Here is a 20,788-nt window from a genome sequence, read left to right on the forward strand (position 1 = left end):
CGTTCCCTCAGTTCCTCTAGCACGAGCCACTTGACGAAAACGCCTTCAACTGTATATAGGCACACACGGCTACGAAATCATTTGGAGGAGTTTCAGTAAAATACGATGAACAAAGTAGAAATAAAGTCATTAACGGGAGTCAGAGGAATTGCGGCTCTCTTTGTAGTATTCCATCATTGGCATTATTTCTTATTAACTAGCAACGTATTAAACCCATTAAGTAAATATTATTTAACAGTACTATTTACTCATGGAAACTGGAGCGTCGATTTATTCTTTATTTTAAGTGGATTCCTGCTAAGTATCACTTCGTATAATGAATTCAAAGACGGCATAAAAAAGACAAATTACTATAACTTTATCATCAAAAGGTTCTGCAGAGTATACCCCATCTACATTGCCCTTACGCTTTGCTATTTCCTAGCAGAAATATTGTTCACACAACACAAGACCAGTATTCTAACAATTATAGCTAATCTTACATTATTTCAAAGCCTGTTTGACATTAAAAACATCAACCCATTAGCCTGGTCTTTGTCTGTTGAGTGGGCCATCTATTTTTTATTACCAGTCATGTTTATTTTATTTAGCAAGATAAGCAAAGCCTATATAAGAGCGTTTACCTTATATCTACTATCTATAGGCATTATACTTTTTATTACCAAGAGCTTAAATCATCATTTTTATCAAAATCATAGATTCCTGCTCAATAACGTATTTTTAATAAATCAAAACTACGTTTCGATTATCACTACAGGCTATTATCCTGTTCTGCGGGGTCTTGCTTCTTATCTACTAGGAATAGCAACCTTTAGTTTATTGGATAGCGGCCGGCTTAAGTTGGTCCCCAATTCATTCTTTTACTTGCTATTCATTGTTCAATTGGCTTTGCTATTTTCAGCTAGCCTGTTAGCAAACGTAACCTTTATCCTGTTAATACCATTTATGCTAATTGGCCTTACTAGAGGCAATTCTTTGTTGAGCAAGATATTTTCAACAAAACCGATTTATTTTTTAGGAGAAATTTCTTTCTCTTTATACTTATTGCATTTTGTGTTCGTAATGAGTATCTCACCTCGGCTTGAAAGAATCCTAATCCAACAGCACGTACCACACTATAAATATATTTTGTTTTTTTCGTTGTTATCCGTTGTCATTGTATTGAGCAGTTTCTTGTATTACTATCTCGAGAAACCATTAAACGCCCGGCTCAGAAAACAACTCCTACTGAAGCAGCCCAGCGATAAACTAGTACTCCATCCTTCACTGTAATGCATTATTTGCAGTTATACCATACTGCACCTATCTACCTTAACAGGCCTCCGTTACTCTACCTGAGCGTATAGCAGATTTTATTTTACATCACATGAAATAGAATCGCTGAAGTTGAGACACGAATCCTCTGATGAATTCACTGCGCGCCGCAACTTTACCGCTATAGTGCTGGCTTCACAGAACGCGCTAGTTTGGACGCATTTAATAATTAAACTTACTTGTAAGTCATCAATCAACTAGGCTAATAAGTTGCATTATATAAAGTAGTCCTTACAGTCATGTCTTCCCTGACCCAAATCCCCCTGCTCGAAACTGAGCGCCTGCGGTTACGCGGCTACCAACTTGCTGACTTATCCGAGTTTGCCGCCATGTGGACCGACCCTAATTTTTACCGGTTTTTGGGCGGCAAGCCTCAATCGGAGGAAGATGCGTGGCGCCGCTTGATGGGCTTGCCGGGCCATTGGGTCCTGATGGGGTACGGCTACTGGGCCGTGGAGGAGAAAAGCACCGGCCGCTTTATCGGCAACGTGGGCTTCTCGGATTACCACCGCGACCTTACCCCTTCTATCAAAGGCATTCCGGAGATTGGGTGGGTGCTGGCGCCGCGCGTGCACGGCCTAAGCTACGCCACCGAAGCCGTGCGGGCAGCCATTGCCTGGGGCGACGCAAATTTTACGCAAAAGCGTACCGTGTGCATTATCGATCCGGATAACGCACCCTCGCTGCGCGTGGCCCACAAATTCGGCTACCAAGAACAAGCGCGCACTATCTATAAGGAACAGCCGATTGTAATTTTGAGTCGCCCGAAAGCCTAATATCCTTTCGACAAATCGATGGGGTTTTCCAGCGGCTCGCCTTGCTGAAAGCGCCGCAGATTGGCCAGAAACTGATCGATGCGGCCATCTTCCTCACCGGGCTGGCCGCCGGCGGTGTGTTGCGTGAGCAGCACTTGGGGCAGGCTCCACAAGGGATTATCAACGGGCAACGGCTCTTGGGCCGTGACGTCGAGCACGGCGCCGCCTAGCTTATCGGCTTGAAGCGCGGCCAGCAGCGCGGCCTCGTCGGTGGTGTTGCCGCGGCCCACGCTGGCATACAGGCTGCCGGGCGGCATGGCCTCGATTAGCTCAGCGGAGAAGAACTTGTCGGCGCTGCCAGGCAAGCAGTTGACGACCAGATCCGTCTGCGGCAGAGCGGCTTTCAGCTCCTCGACCGAACGCAGCTGCGCTTGGGGGTTGGTGCGGGCCAGAAACTTCACCTCGCATTGGAAGCCGGAAAGTTGCTGCGCCACGGCCTGCCCAATAGCCCCGGCCCCAAGAATAACGACGCGCTTGCCGCGCAGCAGCCCGAGCTTGAGGCGCACGGGCGAGCCTACCCACTTTTTTTGAACCTGCAACACCGCCAGCTCCGGAATGTGCCGGTACCAGGCCAGGATACCCGCCACGATGGTTTCGGCGCAAGGCCAGGCAAAAAAGTCGCCTAGGTTGGCCACCGCAGCACCTAGGTGCAACTGCGCGTAGCGTTCGAAGCCGGCCGAGTCGATTTGCCAAAACTGCAAAGCTGGGGCCGCATCCGTCAGCCAAGCGGCCGGCGGGTTGCCGAAGAGTACATCCGCTTGCTCGAACAAAGGCCGTTGCTGCTCTTCCGGCAGATTGGTGCGGAAGGTGATAGTCACGTCGGCCGGTAGCGCTTGCTGCAAACGCCGCTGGCTAGCTTCGCTGAAGGCTGAATACACGAAAAGTTGCATGATCTACTCTGTTTTGTAAGCGGTAGCGAGAAAGTAGCGCAAACCGGAGGAAGGCGTTAGCCAAGCCACTCTGTACGCAGGCGCCGCTTAGTTGGTCGCATCTGACCCGAACAGTACAGGAGGGTTTCGTGCTACCTAGCTACGTTCTTGGATTGCTTCCCACCCCATGTCGATGCCATTCTGGCCTTCCCACCGCATGAACCGAGTACTGCTGCTGATCTTTTTGTGGCTAGGTGTCGCCGGTGCTACCGCCCAAGTAGTACGCCGCCCGATACCCGATAAGCTGGTGGTGCTCACCTTCGACGACGGCCCCGTGACGCACGCCACCTTCGTGGCCCCGCTGCTGAAAAAGTACGGCTTCGGCGGCACCTTCTTCGTGTGCGAGTTTCCGCCCGATTTTGCCGATAAAACCAAGTACATGAGTTGGGCGCAGATGAAGCAGCTCGACAAAATGGGCTTCGAGGTGGCTAGCCACACGCTCACGCACAAGCACGTGAACAAGCTGACGAAAGCGCAGCTCACAGCCGAGCTCGATTCCTTGGAGCAGCGCTGCAACACCTACGGCATTCCGCGGCCGGTGAACTTCGCTTACCCGGCCTACGACACCAGCCCAACGGCGTTTGAAGTGCTGCGGGAGAAAGGCTACCAGTTTGCGCGCACTGGCGGTGACCGGCTCTACAACCCCACCGTCGACCACCCCTACCTGATACCTAGCTTCACGACCAAGACCGGCAACAAGCAGCAAATCATGGAAGCCTTGCAGCAGGCCAAGAACGGCAACATCCTGGTGCTCACCATTCACGGCGTGCCCGATTACGCCCACGACTGGGTGACGACCCCGCCGGCCTTGTTCGAAGAATACCTCAAGTACCTCCACGACAACCACTACAAGGTCATTGCCCTGCGCGACCTCGCCAAGTATCTCGACGTGAAGGCTGCCCATCAGCTCCGCTTATCCGCCAACTAGCCTCGCCCTTCCCCTCAACCCAAACTCCACCTGCTATGAACACGCTCTCTTATCAACTCCTGCTAGGTCTGTCGCTCGTCGGAGCCACAGCGCAGGCCCAAGCCAAGCTCGAAACCGGGTCCAAAAAGCCGATGCCCACCGAGTGGATCGACCAGGATACGGGCCACAAAGTAGTGCGCCTCACGCGCCTCGACGGCGGCAACGCGAGCTTTTACTTCCACAATAACCCCTTCATCAAGCAGCGCGGCAGCGAGGGCGACTTGATGGTGTTCTATCACACCAGCCCCGCCGGCAAGCAGATTTATACGCTCAACCTAAAAACCTATCAGGCCCAGCCCCTGACGCGGGCTTTCGCGCAAGTGAGCGGCGAAATTGTGGCACCCAAAAGCCGGCAGGTATTTTACCAGACCCAGGATACGGTGTACGCCACCAACATCGACACCAAGAAAACGCGCCGGGTCTTTGTGTTTCCGAAGGATTTCAAGGCCAGCATCACCACCCTCAACGCCGACGAGACCGAGCTAGGGGGCGCTTGGTCGACGGACGCGGAGAAGGAGATTTCGAAAAAGTACCCGGAGAAGCACGACTACTTCACGCGCATCTACGAGGCCAAGCTGCCGCGCACACTCTTCAGCGTGAACGTGAAGACTGCGCAACTCAATAAGCTGTTCACCGACAGCGCCTGGCTCAATCACGTGCAGTACTCGCCCACCGACCCGAACCTGCTGATGTTCTGCCACGAAGGTCCCTGGCACAAAGTCGACCGCATCTGGACCATCAACACCAAAACGAAGGCCGTGAAGCTCGTGCACAAGCGCACGATGGACATGGAAATTGCTGGCCACGAGTTCTTCAGCCCCGATGGCAAAACCATCTGGTTTGACAACCAATTGCCCCGCGGCGCCACGTTCTACCTAACCGGCACAAACCTGCAAACCGGCCAGGAGAAGAAGTACCAAATGACCCGCGATGAGTGGTCGATTCACTTCACCACTTCCGCCGACCAGAAGCTTTTCGCCGGCGATGGTGGCGACCCTGGCCAGGTAGCCAAAGCCCCGAATGGCCAGTGGATCTACCTCTTCCACCCCGAAGGCGACAAGTTCCGCTCCGAGAAGTTGGTGAACATGAAGGCCCACGGCTACAAGCTAGAACCCAACATTCACTTTTCGCCCGATGGCAAGTGGCTGATCTTCCGCGCCAATTTTGAAGGCGAGGAGGAAGTGTACGCTGTGGAGTTAGCGCCAGCGAGCTTGAAAGGCAGCTTGGGCAAAGCCGGTCAGTAGTCGCCTCACCCCTAGCCCCTCTCCGAAAAGGTAATGCGCATAAAGCATTTGCGGGGAACTAACCTCTAGCTTTTTATCCCTGGCTTTTCAACAAACTGTAATTCTACTACTAGAACTAGTTCTCCCTCTCCTTTTCGGAGAGGGGGCTAGGGGGTGAGGCCCCCACAAGAACAAAATTCCATGCCCCGCACCCACTTCATCACTTTCCTCAGCATAGCGCTACTGTTAGGCCTAACGCCTAACATAAAAGCTGCTTCGCCCCCTAACCCGCGCGTGAAGTACAACTTCAACCCAGGCTGGCGGGTGTACGTGGGCGATGCTGCGGGTGCCGAGACACCTAGCTTCGACGACGCGAAGTGGAAACCCGTGACGCTGCCGTGGGCCTGGAACGAAGACGAGGCCTTTAAGAAAGACATCAAAGACTTGTCGACCGGCATTGCGTGGTACCGCAAATACTTCCGTTTGCCGAAAGCAGATGCGGGCAAGAAGGTGTTCCTGGAGTTTGAAGGCGTGCGGCAAGTGGGCGAGTTTTACCTGAACGGCGAATTTATTGGCCGCCACGAAAACGGCGCCATGGCCTTCGGCTTCGACGTGACGAAGCTGCTGAAGCCCGCGCCCCAGGAAAACGTGCTGGCGGTGCGCACCAACAACGACTGGGATTACAAGGAGAAAGCCACCGACCAGAAGTACCAGTGGAGCGACCGAAACTTCAACGCTAACTACGGCGGGCTTTCCAAAAACGTGTTTTTGCACGTGGCGGAGCCGCTGTACCAAACCCTGCCGCTCTATTCCAACCTAGGTACCACGGGCGTGTACATCTACGCTAAGAACTTCGACGTGGCCGCCCGCAAGGCGACCGTCACGGCCGAGGCGCAGGTGAAGAACGAGTACCCCACCGCGCGCACCTTCGAGTACGAAGCCACTTTGGAAGACTTAGCTGGCAAGGAAATCAAGAAGCTGAGCGGCGGCAAAACCACGTTGCAGCCCGGCGAAACCAAGATCGTCAGCGCCAGCGGCCCGGTTGAGGGGCTAAATTTTTGGAGCTGGGGCTACGGCTACTTATACACCGTGTACACTACCTTGAAAGTGGACGGCAAGCCCGTGGACGTGGTAAAAACGCGCACTGGCTTCCGCAAAACGGAGTTTGGCAACGGCATGGTGAAGCTCAACGACCGGGTGCTGCAAATGCACGGCTACGCCCAGCGCACCAGCAACGAATGGCCCGCCGTAGGTCTCTCGGTGCCAGCTTGGCTATCAGACTTCAGCAATGGCCTGATGGTAGAAAGCAACGGCAACCTAGTGCGCTGGATGCACATCACGCCTTGGAAACAAGACATCGAATCGTGCGACCGAGTGGGTTTGCTCCAAGCTATGCCCGCCGGTGACGCTGAGAAAGATGTGACCGGTCGCCGCTGGGGCCAGCGCACCGAGCTCATGCGCGACGCCATCATCTACAACCGCAACAACCCCAGCATCGTGTTCTACGAGTGCGGCAACGAGAGCATCAGCGAAGAGCACATGGCCGAGATGAAGGCCATTCGCGACCAGTACGACCCCAACGGCGGCCGCGCCATAGGCTCGCGCGAAATGCTGGACAGCAAACTGGCCGAGTATGGGGGCGAGATGCTCTACATTAATAAGAGCGCGAAGCACCCGATGTGGGCCATGGAATACTCCCGCGACGAAGGCCTGCGCAAGTACTGGGACGAACTCTCGCCGCCCTACCACAAAGAAGGCGACGGCCCCTTGTACAAGGGGGCCAGCGCCGCCGAGTACAACCGCAACCAGGGCACCCACGCCCGCGAGGACGTGATGCGGTGGTACGACTACTGGCACGAGCGTCCCGGCACCGGTCAGCGCGTGAGTTCGGGTGGCGTGAACATTGTTTTTACCGACTCGAACACCCACTACCGCGGCGGCGAAAACTACCGCCGCAGTGGCGAGGCCGACGCCATGCGCATCCCGAAAGACGGCTTTTTTGCCCACCAAGTGATGTGGGATGGTTGGGTAGATACTGAGAAGCAGCGCACCCACATCATCGGCCACTGGAACTACAAGGAGGGCGTGAAGAAAGACGTGACCGTGGTGTCGAATGGCGAGAAGGTGGAGCTGTTTCTGAATGGTAAGTCGCTGGGCCAGAGCGAACAAAGCCACCGGTTCTTGTTCACTTTCAAGAACGTAGCGTGGCAGCCCGGCACCCTGAAGGCGGTGAGCTACGATGCGGGCGGCAAGAAAGTAAGCGAGGCCGCACACCAAACCGCTGGTGCGCCCGTTGCCTTACGCCTAACCCCAATGATGAGCCCCAACGGCCTGCAAGCCAACGGCGCCGACCTAGCCTTGGTGCAAGTGGAAGTAGTGGATGCCAACGGCCTGCGCTGCCCCACGGCCCTGAACATGATCAACTTCACCCTGAAAGGCACGGCCACCTGGCGCGGCGGCCTAGCCCAAGGCCCTGATAACTACATCCTAGCTCAAACCCTGCCGGTGGAAGGCGGCGTGAACCGCGTACTTATCCGCACGACCACCCAAGCCGGCAAGATTAGCTTGCAAGCTGTGTCGGAGGGACTGAAGTCGGCTTCGGTGAGCCTAGCTTCCAAGCCGGTTGCCGTTACCGATGGCCTAGCCCTGCAACTGCCCGGCGCCGACCTAGCTCCTAGCCTGAAGCGTGGGCCAACCCCAGCCGGGCCTTCCTTCCACATCTCGCGCACGGCAGTGCCCATCAAGCAGGTAACCGCCAGCTCGAACCAAGGCAACGCCGCCTTCAGCTACGACGATAACGAGCTATCGGAGTGGATCAGCGAGAAGCAGCCGGGCACCTGGATTCAGTACGACCTAGCCCGCCCCGCCGCCGTGAGCGAAGTGGCCTTGAAGCTCAGTGGCTGGCGTTCGCGCACGTATCCCATTCGCATCTTGATCGATGACAAAGAAGTCTTCCGCGGTACCACCGAACGCAACCTCGGCTACTACACTGCCATCTTTGCCCCGCAAACTGGCCAGCGTCTGCGCATCGAGCTAGTGGGCGCGGGCAGCAACCAAGACGCCTACAACATCACGGAACTCGCCGAACAGAAAGCCGCCCCCAATAACCCCACGGCCGCCACCGACCAGCCCGGTCCGGCCGGCACCCTCGGTATTGTGGAGGCCGAAGTGTACGAGAAACCACGCCCAAGCCTAGGTGCGCTGGGGCACACCAATCCTTAACTGACTATTTCACTCATCACCAAAGTCCCATAATGAAGAGTAGCTCTCTCCTTGTCCGCCAAGCCGCTCGCACCGGCGCCCTGGCACTCGCCCTGGCCCTAGGTGCCGTCACTACGCAGGCCCAAAAACTCCCTAAGCCGAAGGCCATCCTCAAAACGATGACCAAGACCAACGCCTACTTCATGAAGATGTGGCCGGACCCAGGCAAGGAAATCGTGACCAACATTGCCCGCCCCAGCAACATCTGGACCCGCGGCGTGTACTATGAAGGCCTGATGGCGCTCTACAAAACCGACAAGCAGAAGCGCTACTACGACTACGCTGTGGAGTGGGGCGAGAAGCACAAGTGGGGCCTGCGCAAAGGCATCGAGACGCGCAACGCCGACGACCAGTGCGCCGGTCAAACCTACATCGACCTCTACCAGATCGACCCCAAGCCCGAGCGCATCCACGACATCAAAGCCAGCATCGACCTGATGGTGACCAGCGACAAAATCGACGATTGGTGGTGGATTGACGCCTTGCAAATGGCGATGCCCGTGTACGCCAAGCTAGGGGTGATGTACAAGGACGACAAGTACTTCGAGAAGATGTACCAGATCTACAACTACTCGAAAACGGCGCACGGCGGCAGCGGCCTCTACAACCCGCAAGACCAGCTCTGGTGGCGCGACAAAGACTTCGTACCGCCCTATAAAGAGCCCAACGGCGACGACTGCTACTGGAGCCGCGGCAACGGCTGGGTGGTAGCCGCCATGGTGCGCACCCTAGAAATCCTACCGAAAGGTGCTCCCCACCGCGAGGAGTACGAGCAGATGTACATGGCCATGATGAAAGCCCTGCCGCCCTTGCAGCGCGAGGACGGCTACTGGAACGTGAGCCTCGTCGACCCCACTCACTTCGGCGGTAAAGAGCTGAGCGGCACAGCGCTATTCGTGTACGGCATGACCTGGGGCATGAATAACGGCCTGCTCGACAAGAATGCCTACAAACCCATCGTGGTGAAAGCCTGGAACGCCATGGCCAAAGAGTGCGTGCACCCCGACGGCGCCCTTGGCTACGTGCAAGGCACCGGCAAAGAACCCAAAGACGGCCAACCCGTGAGCTACGACCACATGCCCGATTTTCAAGACTACGGCCTAGGTTGCTTCTTGCTGGCTGGCAGTGAGTTATATAAGCTGAAGTAACACTTCAGAACGTCATGCTGAGCTGGTCGACGCATCTTTACCGTTGCATTGCCCAGTGTAGAGACGCAATATCTTGCGTCTTATCGTTGCTGATGTTGTTTGTTATGCACAGCGCGACCTAGGTCGTTCAACGATAAGACGCAAAATATTGCGTCTCTACACCGTTCTAGGTTCGCAACGGTAGAGATGATTCGGCAAGCTCAGCATGACGGCCTTTTGGAAGGCACTATTAACTAGAACATGAAAAAATCAACCCTACTCCTACCCATCCTGCTAGGTTTCGCTACCGCCCACACCTCTAGCTGGGCGCAAGCGCCGAAGTGGCCGACCATCACCCAGCAAGCCAAGCCCTGGACGCGCTGGTGGTGGGAAGGCAGCGCCGTGAATCAGAAAGACCTGACCAGCCTGCTGGAGCAATACAATAAGGCAGGCCTAGGTGGCGTAGAAATTACGGCGATATACGGCGTGCACGGCGCAGAAAATCAATTCATTGACTTTCTGTCGCCGAAGTGGATGGGCATGCTCACGCACACGCTGAAAGAAGCGGGTCGGCTCGACATGGGTGTGGACATGGCGCAGGCGTCGGGTTGGCCGTTCGGCGGGCCGTGGGTGACGCCGACGGATGCCTGCAAATACGTGGCCTACGAAACCTACTCGGTGAAGGGTGGCGAGCAGCTCAAAGATGCTGTGACGTTCATGCAAAAGCCGGTCATTCGGGCTGTCAATCACCAAGTTGACATCAAAACGCTGGTCGACCCAGTGGCGAAGAACAAGGACTTGCAGACCCTAGCCCTGGACCAGGTGCGGTTTGAGAAGCCCTTGCCCTTGCAAACCCTGATGGCCTACTCCGATAAGGGCGAGACACAAGACTTGACCCTCAAAGTAGACGCCAATGGCAAGCTGAACTGGACCGCGCCGGCTGGCAACTGGACCTTGTACGCCGTGTTCCAGGGGTGGCACGGCAAGCAAGTAGAACGGGCTGGCCCCGGCGGTGAGGGCGACGTAGTCGACCACCTCTCCAAAACGGCCACCCAACACTACTTGCAGCGCTTCGATGAGGCTTTCAAAGGCTACGACATCAAGGCGCTACGGGCATTTTTCAACGACTCCTACGAAGTAGACGACGCCCAGGGCGAGGCCAACTGGACCCCGGCCATGTTCACGGAGTTTCAGAAGCGCCGCGGCTACGACTTGCGCAAGCATTTGCCGGCGCTGTTTGGCAAAGACACCGACGACAAAAACCACCGCGTGCTCTGCGACTACCGCGAAACGATTTCGGAGCTGCTGCTGGAAAACTACACCAAGGTATGGAGCGATTGGGCCAAAACGCAAGGCGCCCTCATCCGCAACCAAGCCCACGGCTCACCGGCCAACATCCTTGACCTGTACGCCGTTACCGACATCCCCGAGACGGAAGGCACCGACTTGCTGCGCATCAAGTTTGCCTCCTCGGCGGCCAACGTGACTGGTAAAAAGCTAGCTTCGTCGGAGTCGGCGACGTGGGAGAACGAGCACTTTCTCTCCAAGCTCAGCGACGTAAAACTGTCGATGGACCGCTACCTGCTCGGTGGCGTGAACCACACGTTTTACCACGGCACCAACTACTCGCCGGCGTCGGCGCCCTGGCCGGGCTGGCTGTTTTACGCGGCCGTGCACTTCAACCCAAACAATACGTTCTGGACGGATTTCGGCAAGCTGAATACCTACGTGGCGCACTGCCAATCCTTCTTGCAGCAAGGCAAGCCCAACAACGACGTGCTGGTATACCTGCCCATGTACGATTCGTTCTCGAACCCGAGCGGCAAGGTTCTGCTTCAGCACTACGACGGTATTGACCACGGCTTCAAGGGGATGCCGGTGGAAAACACCACTGAGGACATGCTGAAGAAAGGCTACGGCTTCGACTTCATTTCCGACAAGCAGCTCCAACGTGTGACCGGTGCGGGCCGCGACCTGCACACCGGCGGCGTGACGTACCAGACCATCCTGCTGCCCGACGCGCGCCTGGTTCCGCTCGCAACGTTGCAGCGGGTGCTGGACCTAGCTCAGAACGGCGCCACCATTGTGGTGCAAAACCAACTTCCCACGGACGTGCCTGGCCTCGGTAATCTGGAGGCTCGCCGCGCGACGCTGAAGAAGCTTTTGGCCCCGCTGAAATTCGCCGACGGTGGCAAAGGTGTGCAGCAAGCTAGCCTCGGCAAAGGCAAGATTCTGGTTGGTAAAGATGTAGACCAGCTACTCGCCGCCGCTGGCGTGAAGCGCGAGACCATGGTCGACCAAGGCGTTCAGTACGTGCGCCGCAGCCACGAGAAAGGCCATTATTACTTTATGGTCAACCGCGGCGAGAAGGCTGTGGAGGGCTGGGTGAAGCTCCAAACGCCCGGCAAATCGGTGGCGCTCTACAACCCCATGACCGAAAAGCTAGGCATGGCAGCCCTGCGCAACGCTGGCAATACGCCGGAGGTGTACGTGCAACTAGCCCCCGGCGAATCGTGCATCTTGGAAACCAACACGGCCGCCGTAACCGGCCCCGTGTACGCCTACCTGAAAACGGCCGGCGCAGCTCAGCCCATCACGGGCACCTGGGACATCAACTTCGTGAAAGGCGGCCCCGAGCTGCCCGCCAAAGTGCAGACTAAAGACCTAGGTTCGTGGACCAACCTCAGCGGCGACGCGGTGAAGAAGTTCTCCGGCACGGCCACGTACACCACCTCTTTCCCCATGCCCACCGGCTCGGATGAGGGCTTTGTTCTGGACCTAGGTAAAGTAGCCGAAAGTGCCCGCGTGCAGGTCAATGGCCAGGAGGTGGGCACCCTGATCGGGCCCGTGTATCAGGTGTACATCCCTAAAAATCAGCTCAAATTCACCAATACGCTCACCATCAGCGTGTCGAATGCCATGGCTAACCGCATTGCCGACATGGACAAGAATCACGTGGAGTGGAAGAAGTTCTACAACATTAATATGTCGGCTCGCTTGCCTCAAAACCGCGGCGCCGACGGCAATTTCACCGCCGAGAAGTGGGCGCCACGTGAGTCGGGCTTGCTAGGCCCTGTAACCCTGACGCCCGCTACAAGCGGCGCACAGGTCCAATAGCTTCGCTTTCAATCCAGACCGTCATGCTGAGCTGGTCGAAGCATCTCTACCGTCAAAGTAACTTGATTACCATTGCGGTAGAGATACTTCGACCAGCTCAGCATGACGGTCTACTTTGCAGAAATAACATCGTTCTTCGTCTTCCCCTCTTCATGAAGCACCTAGGTTCTTTTCATAAGCTGCTTTTCTTGGGCCTGCTAGGTTGTGCCCAATCTACCCTCGCCAACGTCACGCTGCCCGCGCTGATTACCGACAACATGGTGCTTCAGCAGAAATCGGAGGTGGCGCTGTGGGGCTGGGCCGACCCGAGCGAAACCGTAACGGTTACGGCTAGCTGGACTAAAGCGCCGGTCAAAGCCACCGCTGATGCGCAAGGCAACTGGCTTGTGCGGGTGCCCACCGCAAAGGCCGGCGGACCCTATACGCTTACCTTTGAGGGCAAGAATAAGCTGACCGTCAACAATGTACTACTGGGGGAAGTGTGGCTGTGCTCGGGCCAGTCGAACATGGTTTTTCCCGTGACCAAGCGGCCGAACAGCGGCTCCTACACCGGCATCATCAACGCCGAAGAGGTCATACCGAAGGCCAACTACCCCAACATCCGCATGTTCACGGTGAAAAACAAAGTGGGCGACACACCGCAAAAGGACGTGCAAGGCAGTTGGGCCGTGTGCAGCCCGCAGACGGTAGGCGAGTTTTCGGCCGTGGCGTATTTCTTTGGCAAAGAAGTATTTGAGAAAACGCACTACCCCATTGGGCTCATCAACTCCACCTGGGGCGGCACGCCAGCCGAGTCGTGGACGCGCAAGGACGTGCTCGAAAAGGCCCCAGAGCTTCAGCCTATTTTGGCCCGCTACGAGTTAGGGTTGCAGAACTACGACCAGAAGCTGGCCGACTACAAAACGCAACTGGAAGCCTACAAGCAAGCCAAGGTCGCCGACCCTAAAACGCCGCTCACCGCCCCGCGCGAGCTGATAGGCCCCACCAGCAACAAGTCGCCCTACAAGCTCTACAACGCCATGATTCACCCGCTGATACCCTACACGCTGAAGGGCGTTATCTGGTACCAGGGTGAGAGCAATGTGGAGCACGCTTACCAGTACCGCAAGCTATTCCCGGCTATGATTGCCAGTTGGCGCGCCGAGTGGCAGCAACCTAGCCTCCCCTTCTACTTCGTGCAAATTGCACCGCACCGCACCGGCAACCCGGAGCTACGCGAAGCCCAACTCCTCACCATGCAAACCGTGCCGCACACCGGCATGGCCGTCATCACCGACGCTGGCGATTCACTCGACATCCACCCGCGCAACAAGGAAGTAGTTGGTCACCGCTTGGCTTTGTGGGCCTTGGCGAAAGAGTACGGCCAGAAAAACCTAGCTTATTCCGGCCCCGTCTACCACGATATGAAAATGGAAAAGGGTAAGGCTCGCCTGACTTTCGACTATATGGCCGGCGGCTTGGTAGCGCAAGGTGGAAGCGAGCTGAAGCAGTTCACCATTGCTGGCGCTGATAGCGTGTTCGTGCCTGCCCAAGCCAAAATTGAGGGCAAATCGGTGGTGGTGTGGAGCGACCGGGTGAAACAGCCTGTGGCCGTACGCTTTGCCTGGCGCGAAGTGCCAAAGCCGAACTTCTATAACGCTGCCGGCTTGCCGGCTACTCCTTTCCGCACTGATACGTGGCGCACGCCTACCCAAGGCAAGTTGTAGGGCCTACGCTGCCTAGCAGCAATTACCTAGGCCGCACAACCAACTGCTTGGCTTCAACACCTCTGAGAGCAGCTATGCGTTCAGCAGCCAGCGTAGCCAAGGGCGACGGTAGCCGCAAAAGCGCACTAATTCTGCCTACGGTAAAGGAGAGGGTGAACAGGTATAGTAGCAAGGCGATGCGGAGGAGCACAAGCTTCATTGGGCACGGGTAAATGTTGAGCTTGGTCCTTTCCCAAAAACATACCAGCTTAAATTCATTCAAAAACAACCTAGCTACCCTCGGTAGCTTACACCCTGTTGATCAGTGGTATAATAACTTTTATCTAGTTACTCATCGCTGAAATATCTTTTATTTCGGCACCAGCACAGTTCCACGCATTACCCCAGCCCTATGGAAGAAGTAGCCTTCACAATGAAGCTCAAGCCCGGCTTTGAAGCCGAGTACAAACGCCGCCACGACGAAATCTGGCCCGAACTCTCGCAAACCCTGACCGAAGCTGGCATTCGCGACTATTCTATTTATCTGGACCGTGCCAGCGGTACTCTGTTTGCCGTACAGAAGCGCGCGGAAGGCCATACCATCGACCAACTACCTAGCTTGCCAATTATGAAAAAATGGTGGGCTTATATGGCCGACATCATGGAAACCAATCCTGATAATTCGCCGGTTTCGACCACACTAGAAGCCGTTTTTCACGCAGATTAACAACATAGTAACCCTAGCTTTCCGCAAACCTTTGCGTAACAGCCCGGCAATTGCCGGGCTGTTTTTGTATATGATTAATAACAAGTTTTTTAGGTGCAGGAGAGTACGGGAAGGAGGGCACTCTTGCTTTGCTGCTATTTGAGGAGCATTTACTGAGGCTTTTGTTCTCGCATGACCGATAAGTGGCTATTGGTCATGCGAGTCCTAACTCAATTGCCTTTTTCGCTCTTTCATTCCGCACGAGGCGCAATCGTTTGCGAAGCGCACTCACCGTCTTCATCTCACCCTAACTTATTTTTCTATGAGGAACAGTATTACCCATGTATGGCGGCAGTGCTTGGCCCTAACCGCCGTGCTGCTATTTACGCAGCAGGTCTGGGCCCAGACGGTTACTGGCAGAGTAACCACGAGCGAGACCAAAGAGCCCCTGCCCGGCGTAACAGTGGTGGTAAAAGGCACCAGCAACGGAACAGGCACAAATGCTGACGGTAGCTTTTCGCTGGAGGTACCCAACCGCACTGGCACGCTGGTCTTTTCCTTTGTAGGCTATGTCACGAAGGAAGTGGCCATTGATGGCAAGAGTACGGTGGATGTAGCCCTTGGACAGGATACCAAGGCCTTGGATGAAGTGGTAGTGGTGGGCTATGGCACGCAGAAGAAGAGCGACGTAACCGGCTCCCTCGCTTCGGTGTCGGCGGAGCAGTTGCAGCAGGTGCCGACGACCAACATCACCCAGGCCCTGCAAGGCCGGGCGTCGGGGGTTGATATTAGCGGGGGCAGTTTCCGGCCCGGTGAATCGCCTGCCATTCGCATCCGCGGCAACCGCTCGGTGCAGGCTTCCAACGACCCGCTGTACGTGGTAGACGGTATTCCGCTGGCGGAAGGCACGGGTTTGAATGACTTCAACCCCCAGGATATTGCCTCGATAGAGGTGCTGAAAGATGCTTCAGCCACGGCCATTTACGGCTCACGCGGCGCAAACGGCGTGGTGCTGATCACGACCAACCGCGGCAAGGAAGGCAAGTTCACGATCAACTACAATACGTACATGAGCTTCGACAAGCCGTTGGTGAAAGCCGATGTGCTTACCGGACCGCAGTTTGCCGAGTATCGTCGCGAAGCCAACCGCACCTCAGGCTCCTACCCTACCCTTTACCCTAACCCAGTAACCGACTACGCCATCTTCGGCACCGATCCTTATACCTGGGAAGGCATTGCCGACGCTTATACCTGGACCGACCGTGCGAACCGGGTAGTAGCTACGCGTCCGACCACGGATGAGGAAAAGGCTCTCTATGGCGCCAACGTTACCGAAATTCCGGTTTACGACAACAGCAAAGTGCGCACGACCAACTGGGGCGACCTAGCGTTGCGCACGGGCATCACGCAAAGCCACCAGATCAGCGCCAGCGGCGGCACCGACAAGCTGCGGGCCTCCATCTCGATTGGCTACCTCAAACAGCGGGGCGTGCAGATCAGCCAGGATTTCTCGCGCTACACGGCCCGTATGACCCTCGACTACAAGGTCAATAACATCATTTCGGTGGGCGGCTCGACCAACGCCAACCTGAACCTACAGAACTTCGGCACCGACTATTATGGTAAGATGGTCAACCAGCTGCCCATCTCGGTGCCCTACGACCCCAGCGGCAACCCCATTTTCCTGCCCGGCGCCGACGTGAACATTGTGAACCCCATTCTGGATCCTGAGTTGGTATTTGATGAGCGACGCACGACACGCTTCTTTGGCAGCTTCTACGCCGAGGCGAAGCTAGCCCCCGGCTTGCGCTTCCGCATCAACGTAGGACCTGACTTCCGCAACAGACGGAGTGGCGAGTTCCAGGCAGCGCGGTCGTCGAACCGGCAGGGTGGCACCTCGTGGGGTCGCAACGACCAGAACCAGAACTTCACCTATGTAGTGGAAAACCTGCTCTTTTACGACAAGCAGTTTGGCAACCACAGCCTAGGCGTTACGGTGCTGGAAAGCGCTCAGCAGGACCGCAGCGAACGATCCTTCATCACCGCATCAAACCTACCCTACGACAGCCAGAAGTGGTACAACCTAGGTTCGAGCTACAACAGCAGCCCCGAAACGTTCGGCAGTTCCTTTTCTAAGCGCCGCTTACAATCGTGGATGGGTCGCATCAACTACAGCTTCAAAGACCGTTACGTGCTGACCGCCTCGGGCCGCTACGACGGTTCGTCGGTGTTGGCGCCCGGCAACAAGTGGGCATTCTTTCCCTCGTTTGCCCTAGCCTGGAAGCTTCAGGAAGAATCCTTCCTGAAAGATGTTAACCAACTTACGGAGCTGAAGCTGCGCGCCGGCTACGGCGTAGTGGGCCAGTCGTCGGTTGACCCGTACCTGACGGGTGGTAACCTAGGTCAGACAGCTTACGTGTGGGACGAAACGCCCGCCTACGGCTATGCTCCTACGGCTTTGAAGAACCCTGATCTGAGCTGGGAAAAGACCTCGACTGTTAACCTAGGTGTTGACTTCGGCTTCTTCCAAAACCGCATTAGCGGCTCGGTAGATGTGTACCGCGCCCACACGTTTGACTTGCTGCTGCCTCGCGCCATCCCAACTTCTTCGGGCTTTGGCACCATCCTGCAGAACATCGGCGACACCCGCAATACGGGTATCGAAGTAGCCCTGTCGACCCGCAACATCGAAAGCTCGAAGTTCCGCTGGGGCACCGATTTCATTTTCACCAAGAACAAGGAAGAGTTCGTGAAGCTGTCGTCGGGCGCGCAAGATGACGTGGGGAACCGCTGGTTTATCGGGCAGCCGATCAACGTGTACTACAACTACAAGTTCCAGGGCATCTGGCAAACGAACGAAGCCGACCTCGCTACGAGCTACGGTCAGAAGCCGGGCCAGATCAAGGTGGCTGACATCAACAACGATGGTAAGATCAACGCGCAGGACCAGACCATCTTAGGTTCGACGGTGCCGAAGTGGTCGGGCAGTGTGAACAACACCTTCTCCTACGCCGGCTTCGACCTGTCGTTCCTGGTGTATGCGCGGGTGGGCCAGATGACGAACCTGAACTTCCGCCCCGGCCTCGGTGGCCGCTATCAGGCCAACGACGTGAATTACTGGACGCTTTCTAATCCCAGCAACGACTACCCTCGTCCTGATAAGAGCGCCGACATTGCCCTCTATGGGGATGCCCGCCGCTTCATCTCGGCTAGCTTCGTGAAGGTGCGTAGCATCTCCCTGAACTACACTTTCCCGAAGGCCATCGTTGAGAAATTCAAAGGCCAGAACCTGAGCGCCTACGTGAACGTGGTGAACCCCTTCCTCTTCACCAAGGTCAAGAATTTCGATCCGGAAATCACGGACCCAAACACGCGTACCGTTTCTGATAACAGCCTCAGTGTGAAAAGCCTAGTAGTAGGCTTGCGCGTTGGATTCTGATCATAAGGCTCGCTTTTTCTTCCAGCAATCATGATGAAAAGACATACAAAAACCTGGCTGGCGGCGCTATTTACGCTAGCAGGCCTAGGCCTTTCGGCTTGCAAAGATTACCTGAACGAGGAGCTCGTTTCGACGCTTACCTACGACTACTACAACACCGAGCAAGGCTTACAAGACCTCGTAAAATCAGCTTACGAACCCACTCGGGCCAAGTTTGAGGGCGAGCAGGGCTACACGCTGTTCAACTTCGGCACCGACGAATTCACGCACGGCGACCAAGTCAACTTCGTGTACTACAACACCTACGACGCCCGCCTGAACCCAAACAACGGCATCGACAACTTCGAGAATGACTTCTGGTCGCGGTGCTACCAGGGCATTAACCGCTGCAACACCGGCCTGGAGCTCATTCCGAAAATAGCCGGCACGACCACCCTAGCCACGGACGTGCAAAAAACGCAGCGCATGGCGGAGCTGCGCTTCCTACGTGGGCTTTATTACTTTCAGTTGGTGCAACAGTTCGGCGCTATTCCACTGGTGCTGAAGTCGAGTGAAGGCGTGCAGCTGGAGTTTCCGCGCACCGACGTACCAACCATCTACCGCACGATCGTCTCCGACTTACGTTTTGCCGCCGCTAACCTAACGCCGACCAACACTGAGTTTGGCCGGGCTACACGCGGCGCGGCCCAGCACTTTTTAGCGAAAGTGTACCTCACTCGTGGTAGCGCCGTGACCGACGTACGCGGCCAGCAGCCTACCGACATAGACAGTGCCGCTTACTATGCTGACCAAGTGATTAACGCGGGTACGTTTCAGCTGGAAACCGACTTCGGCAAGCTCTGGGACATCAGCAACTACAGCAACAGCCGCGCCGCGCAGACCAGCAAGGAAATCATCTTTGCCTCGCAGTTCAACAACGTGCTAACCCTAGCTGGCTCGCTCGGCAACACCATGCACCTGTACTACTCGATTCAGTACGACGTGAACGTGCCCGGCATGACCCGCGACGTAGCCGGTGGCCGTCCTTATCGCCGCTTGATGCCCACGAACTACGCCATGGACATCTTCGACCGGAAGAACGACTCGCGCTTCTACAAGAGCATCAAAACGGCGTACTACTCCAATACGGCCTCCAGCATTCCGAAGTGGACCGCTGCCGATGCTCCAACGCCCGCGCAGGTTGGTCAGCCCAAGTTCGCTATTGGTGACACAGCGATGTACATCATCGTGAACACGCCCCAGACGGCTTTGACGAATGCTCAGATTACTAAGTCGCGCTATTTGATTGCGGCGCGCTACTACCGTACGGCTTCGGGGGCGCTGGCTTCTTACTACTCGCCTACCGGCGACGTAGGCGTACGTAGCCGTTTCCCCTCGCTCGTCAAGTTCCTCGACCCATTCCGGGCGAACGTGAACGAAACCCGCGGCACGCGTGATGGTATCCTAGCTCGCCTAGGTGAAACCTACCTGATTGCAGCCGAAGCCTACGGCCGCAAAGGCGACTACGCCAAGGCCGTGACGTACATCAACACCCTGCGCCAACGCGCGGCCTACAAAGCTGGGGAGGCCAAACCTTCGCAGTTCTGGAAAGTGGAAGGCGGCAACAAGAACGACGCCGGCAGCACCTACCCAGCCTTGCAGATAACCACGGCCAAGTTCAGCACCAACGACCCGGCCGAGATGTATCCAGCGTCGGTAAGCTCTGAAAAGGACCGCTTCATCCACTTCATCCTGAACGAGCGCACCCGCGAGCTACTCGGGGAGCTGTACCGCTGGGAAGACCTAGTGCGCACCGAAACCGTGCTGCTTCGCGCGCCTTACCACAACCCCGATGCGAAGAACATCCAGCCGTTTCACAAGCTACGGCCTATTCCGCAGCAGCACTTGGAGCGCGTATTCCGGGATGGTAAGCCCTTAACCTCTGACGAACGCCAAGCCGAGCAGAACCCCGGCTACTAGGCAATTAGCTAGTATTATTTTGCAATAAAAGGCTGAGCTACGAAAAGTGGCTCAGCCTTTTTTGTATGTCTATACTCGATGGTCTTTCGCCCCAAATACTAGCTAGCCAGCGCCCATCTATATAGCTAAGCTAATATTATTAAGAAGGCAGGAGGGTGCGGGAAGGCCCTGGGATGTGTCCTATCTTATATTTAATAAATTATTAAACGATTTAGTACTTAACTTCCTTTCTGCCAATGCACACCT

General features: G+C 56.0%; 12 protein-coding genes. 11 read left to right on the forward strand and 1 reads right to left on the reverse strand.

Going from position 1 to position 20,788, the window contains the following annotated elements:
• Positions 1-105: 105 nt before the first annotated feature.
• Both BXP70_RS30995 and BXP70_RS00475 read left to right on the forward strand, forming a co-directional pair.
• Complete coding sequence (locus BXP70_RS30995) at positions 106-1,272, forward strand: acyltransferase family protein (RefSeq protein WP_086592054.1); 1,167 nt, start codon at positions 106-108, stop codon at positions 1,270-1,272.
• Positions 1,273-1,553: 281 nt separating this feature from the next.
• Entirely contained in the window at positions 1,554-2,090 is a 537-nt protein-coding gene (locus BXP70_RS00475; RefSeq protein WP_086592055.1) for a GNAT family N-acetyltransferase, read from the forward strand.
• Here the strand turns inward: BXP70_RS00475 and BXP70_RS00480 are convergent.
• A complete protein-coding gene (locus tag BXP70_RS00480; protein WP_086592056.1) occupies positions 2,087-3,019 on the reverse strand; it encodes a D-2-hydroxyacid dehydrogenase in 933 nt (310 codons plus the stop codon). The genes BXP70_RS00475 and BXP70_RS00480 overlap by 4 nt on opposite strands.
• A gap of 196 nt (positions 3,020-3,215) precedes the next feature.
• On the opposite strand from BXP70_RS00480, the gene BXP70_RS00485 reads away from it, so the two are divergent.
• The 9 genes from BXP70_RS00485 (at position 3,216) to BXP70_RS00530 (ending at position 20,542) form a co-directional block, all read left to right on the forward strand.
• A complete protein-coding gene (locus BXP70_RS00485; protein ID WP_086592560.1) occupies positions 3,216-3,986 on the forward strand; it encodes a polysaccharide deacetylase family protein in 771 nt (256 codons plus the stop codon).
• 35 nt (positions 3,987-4,021) lie between these two features.
• Positions 4,022-5,269 (forward strand): oligogalacturonate lyase family protein, encoded by a 1,248-nt coding sequence (locus BXP70_RS00490; protein ID WP_086592057.1) that lies wholly within the window; start codon positions 4,022-4,024, stop codon positions 5,267-5,269.
• Positions 5,270-5,449: 180 nt separating this feature from the next.
• The gene (locus BXP70_RS00495; RefSeq protein ID WP_086592058.1) at positions 5,450-8,470 is read left to right on the forward strand and encodes a DUF4982 domain-containing protein; all 3,021 of its coding nucleotides are present in this window, start codon (positions 5,450-5,452) and stop codon (positions 8,468-8,470) included.
• Between the two features lie 32 nt (positions 8,471-8,502).
• Positions 8,503-9,657, forward strand: a complete 1,155-nt coding sequence (locus BXP70_RS00500; RefSeq protein WP_086592059.1) for a glycoside hydrolase family 88/105 protein — start codon at positions 8,503-8,505, stop codon at positions 9,655-9,657.
• A 240-nt stretch (positions 9,658-9,897) separates the two neighbouring features.
• A complete protein-coding gene (locus tag BXP70_RS00505; RefSeq protein ID WP_086592060.1) occupies positions 9,898-12,753 on the forward strand; it encodes a glycosyl hydrolase in 2,856 nt (951 codons plus the stop codon).
• A 152-nt stretch (positions 12,754-12,905) separates the two neighbouring features.
• Positions 12,906-14,459, forward strand: a complete 1,554-nt coding sequence (locus BXP70_RS00510; protein WP_086592061.1) for a sialate O-acetylesterase — start codon at positions 12,906-12,908, stop codon at positions 14,457-14,459.
• A gap of 391 nt (positions 14,460-14,850) precedes the next feature.
• Positions 14,851-15,165 carry an L-rhamnose mutarotase gene (gene rhaM / locus BXP70_RS00520; protein ID WP_086592063.1) on the forward strand — a complete coding sequence of 105 codons (315 nt, stop codon included), beginning with the start codon at positions 14,851-14,853 and terminating at the stop codon, positions 15,163-15,165.
• A gap of 301 nt (positions 15,166-15,466) precedes the next feature.
• Positions 15,467-18,583, forward strand: coding sequence for a SusC/RagA family TonB-linked outer membrane protein (locus tag BXP70_RS00525; protein WP_086592064.1), 3,117 nt, complete (start codon positions 15,467-15,469; stop codon positions 18,581-18,583).
• Between the two features lie 30 nt (positions 18,584-18,613).
• Complete coding sequence (locus tag BXP70_RS00530) at positions 18,614-20,542, forward strand: RagB/SusD family nutrient uptake outer membrane protein (RefSeq protein ID WP_086592065.1); 1,929 nt, start codon at positions 18,614-18,616, stop codon at positions 20,540-20,542.
• Positions 20,543-20,788: the final 246 nt, after the last annotated feature.

It is taken from the genome of Hymenobacter crusticola, assembly GCF_002154225.1.
Lineage (GTDB): Bacteria > Bacteroidota > Bacteroidia > Cytophagales > Hymenobacteraceae > Hymenobacter > Hymenobacter crusticola.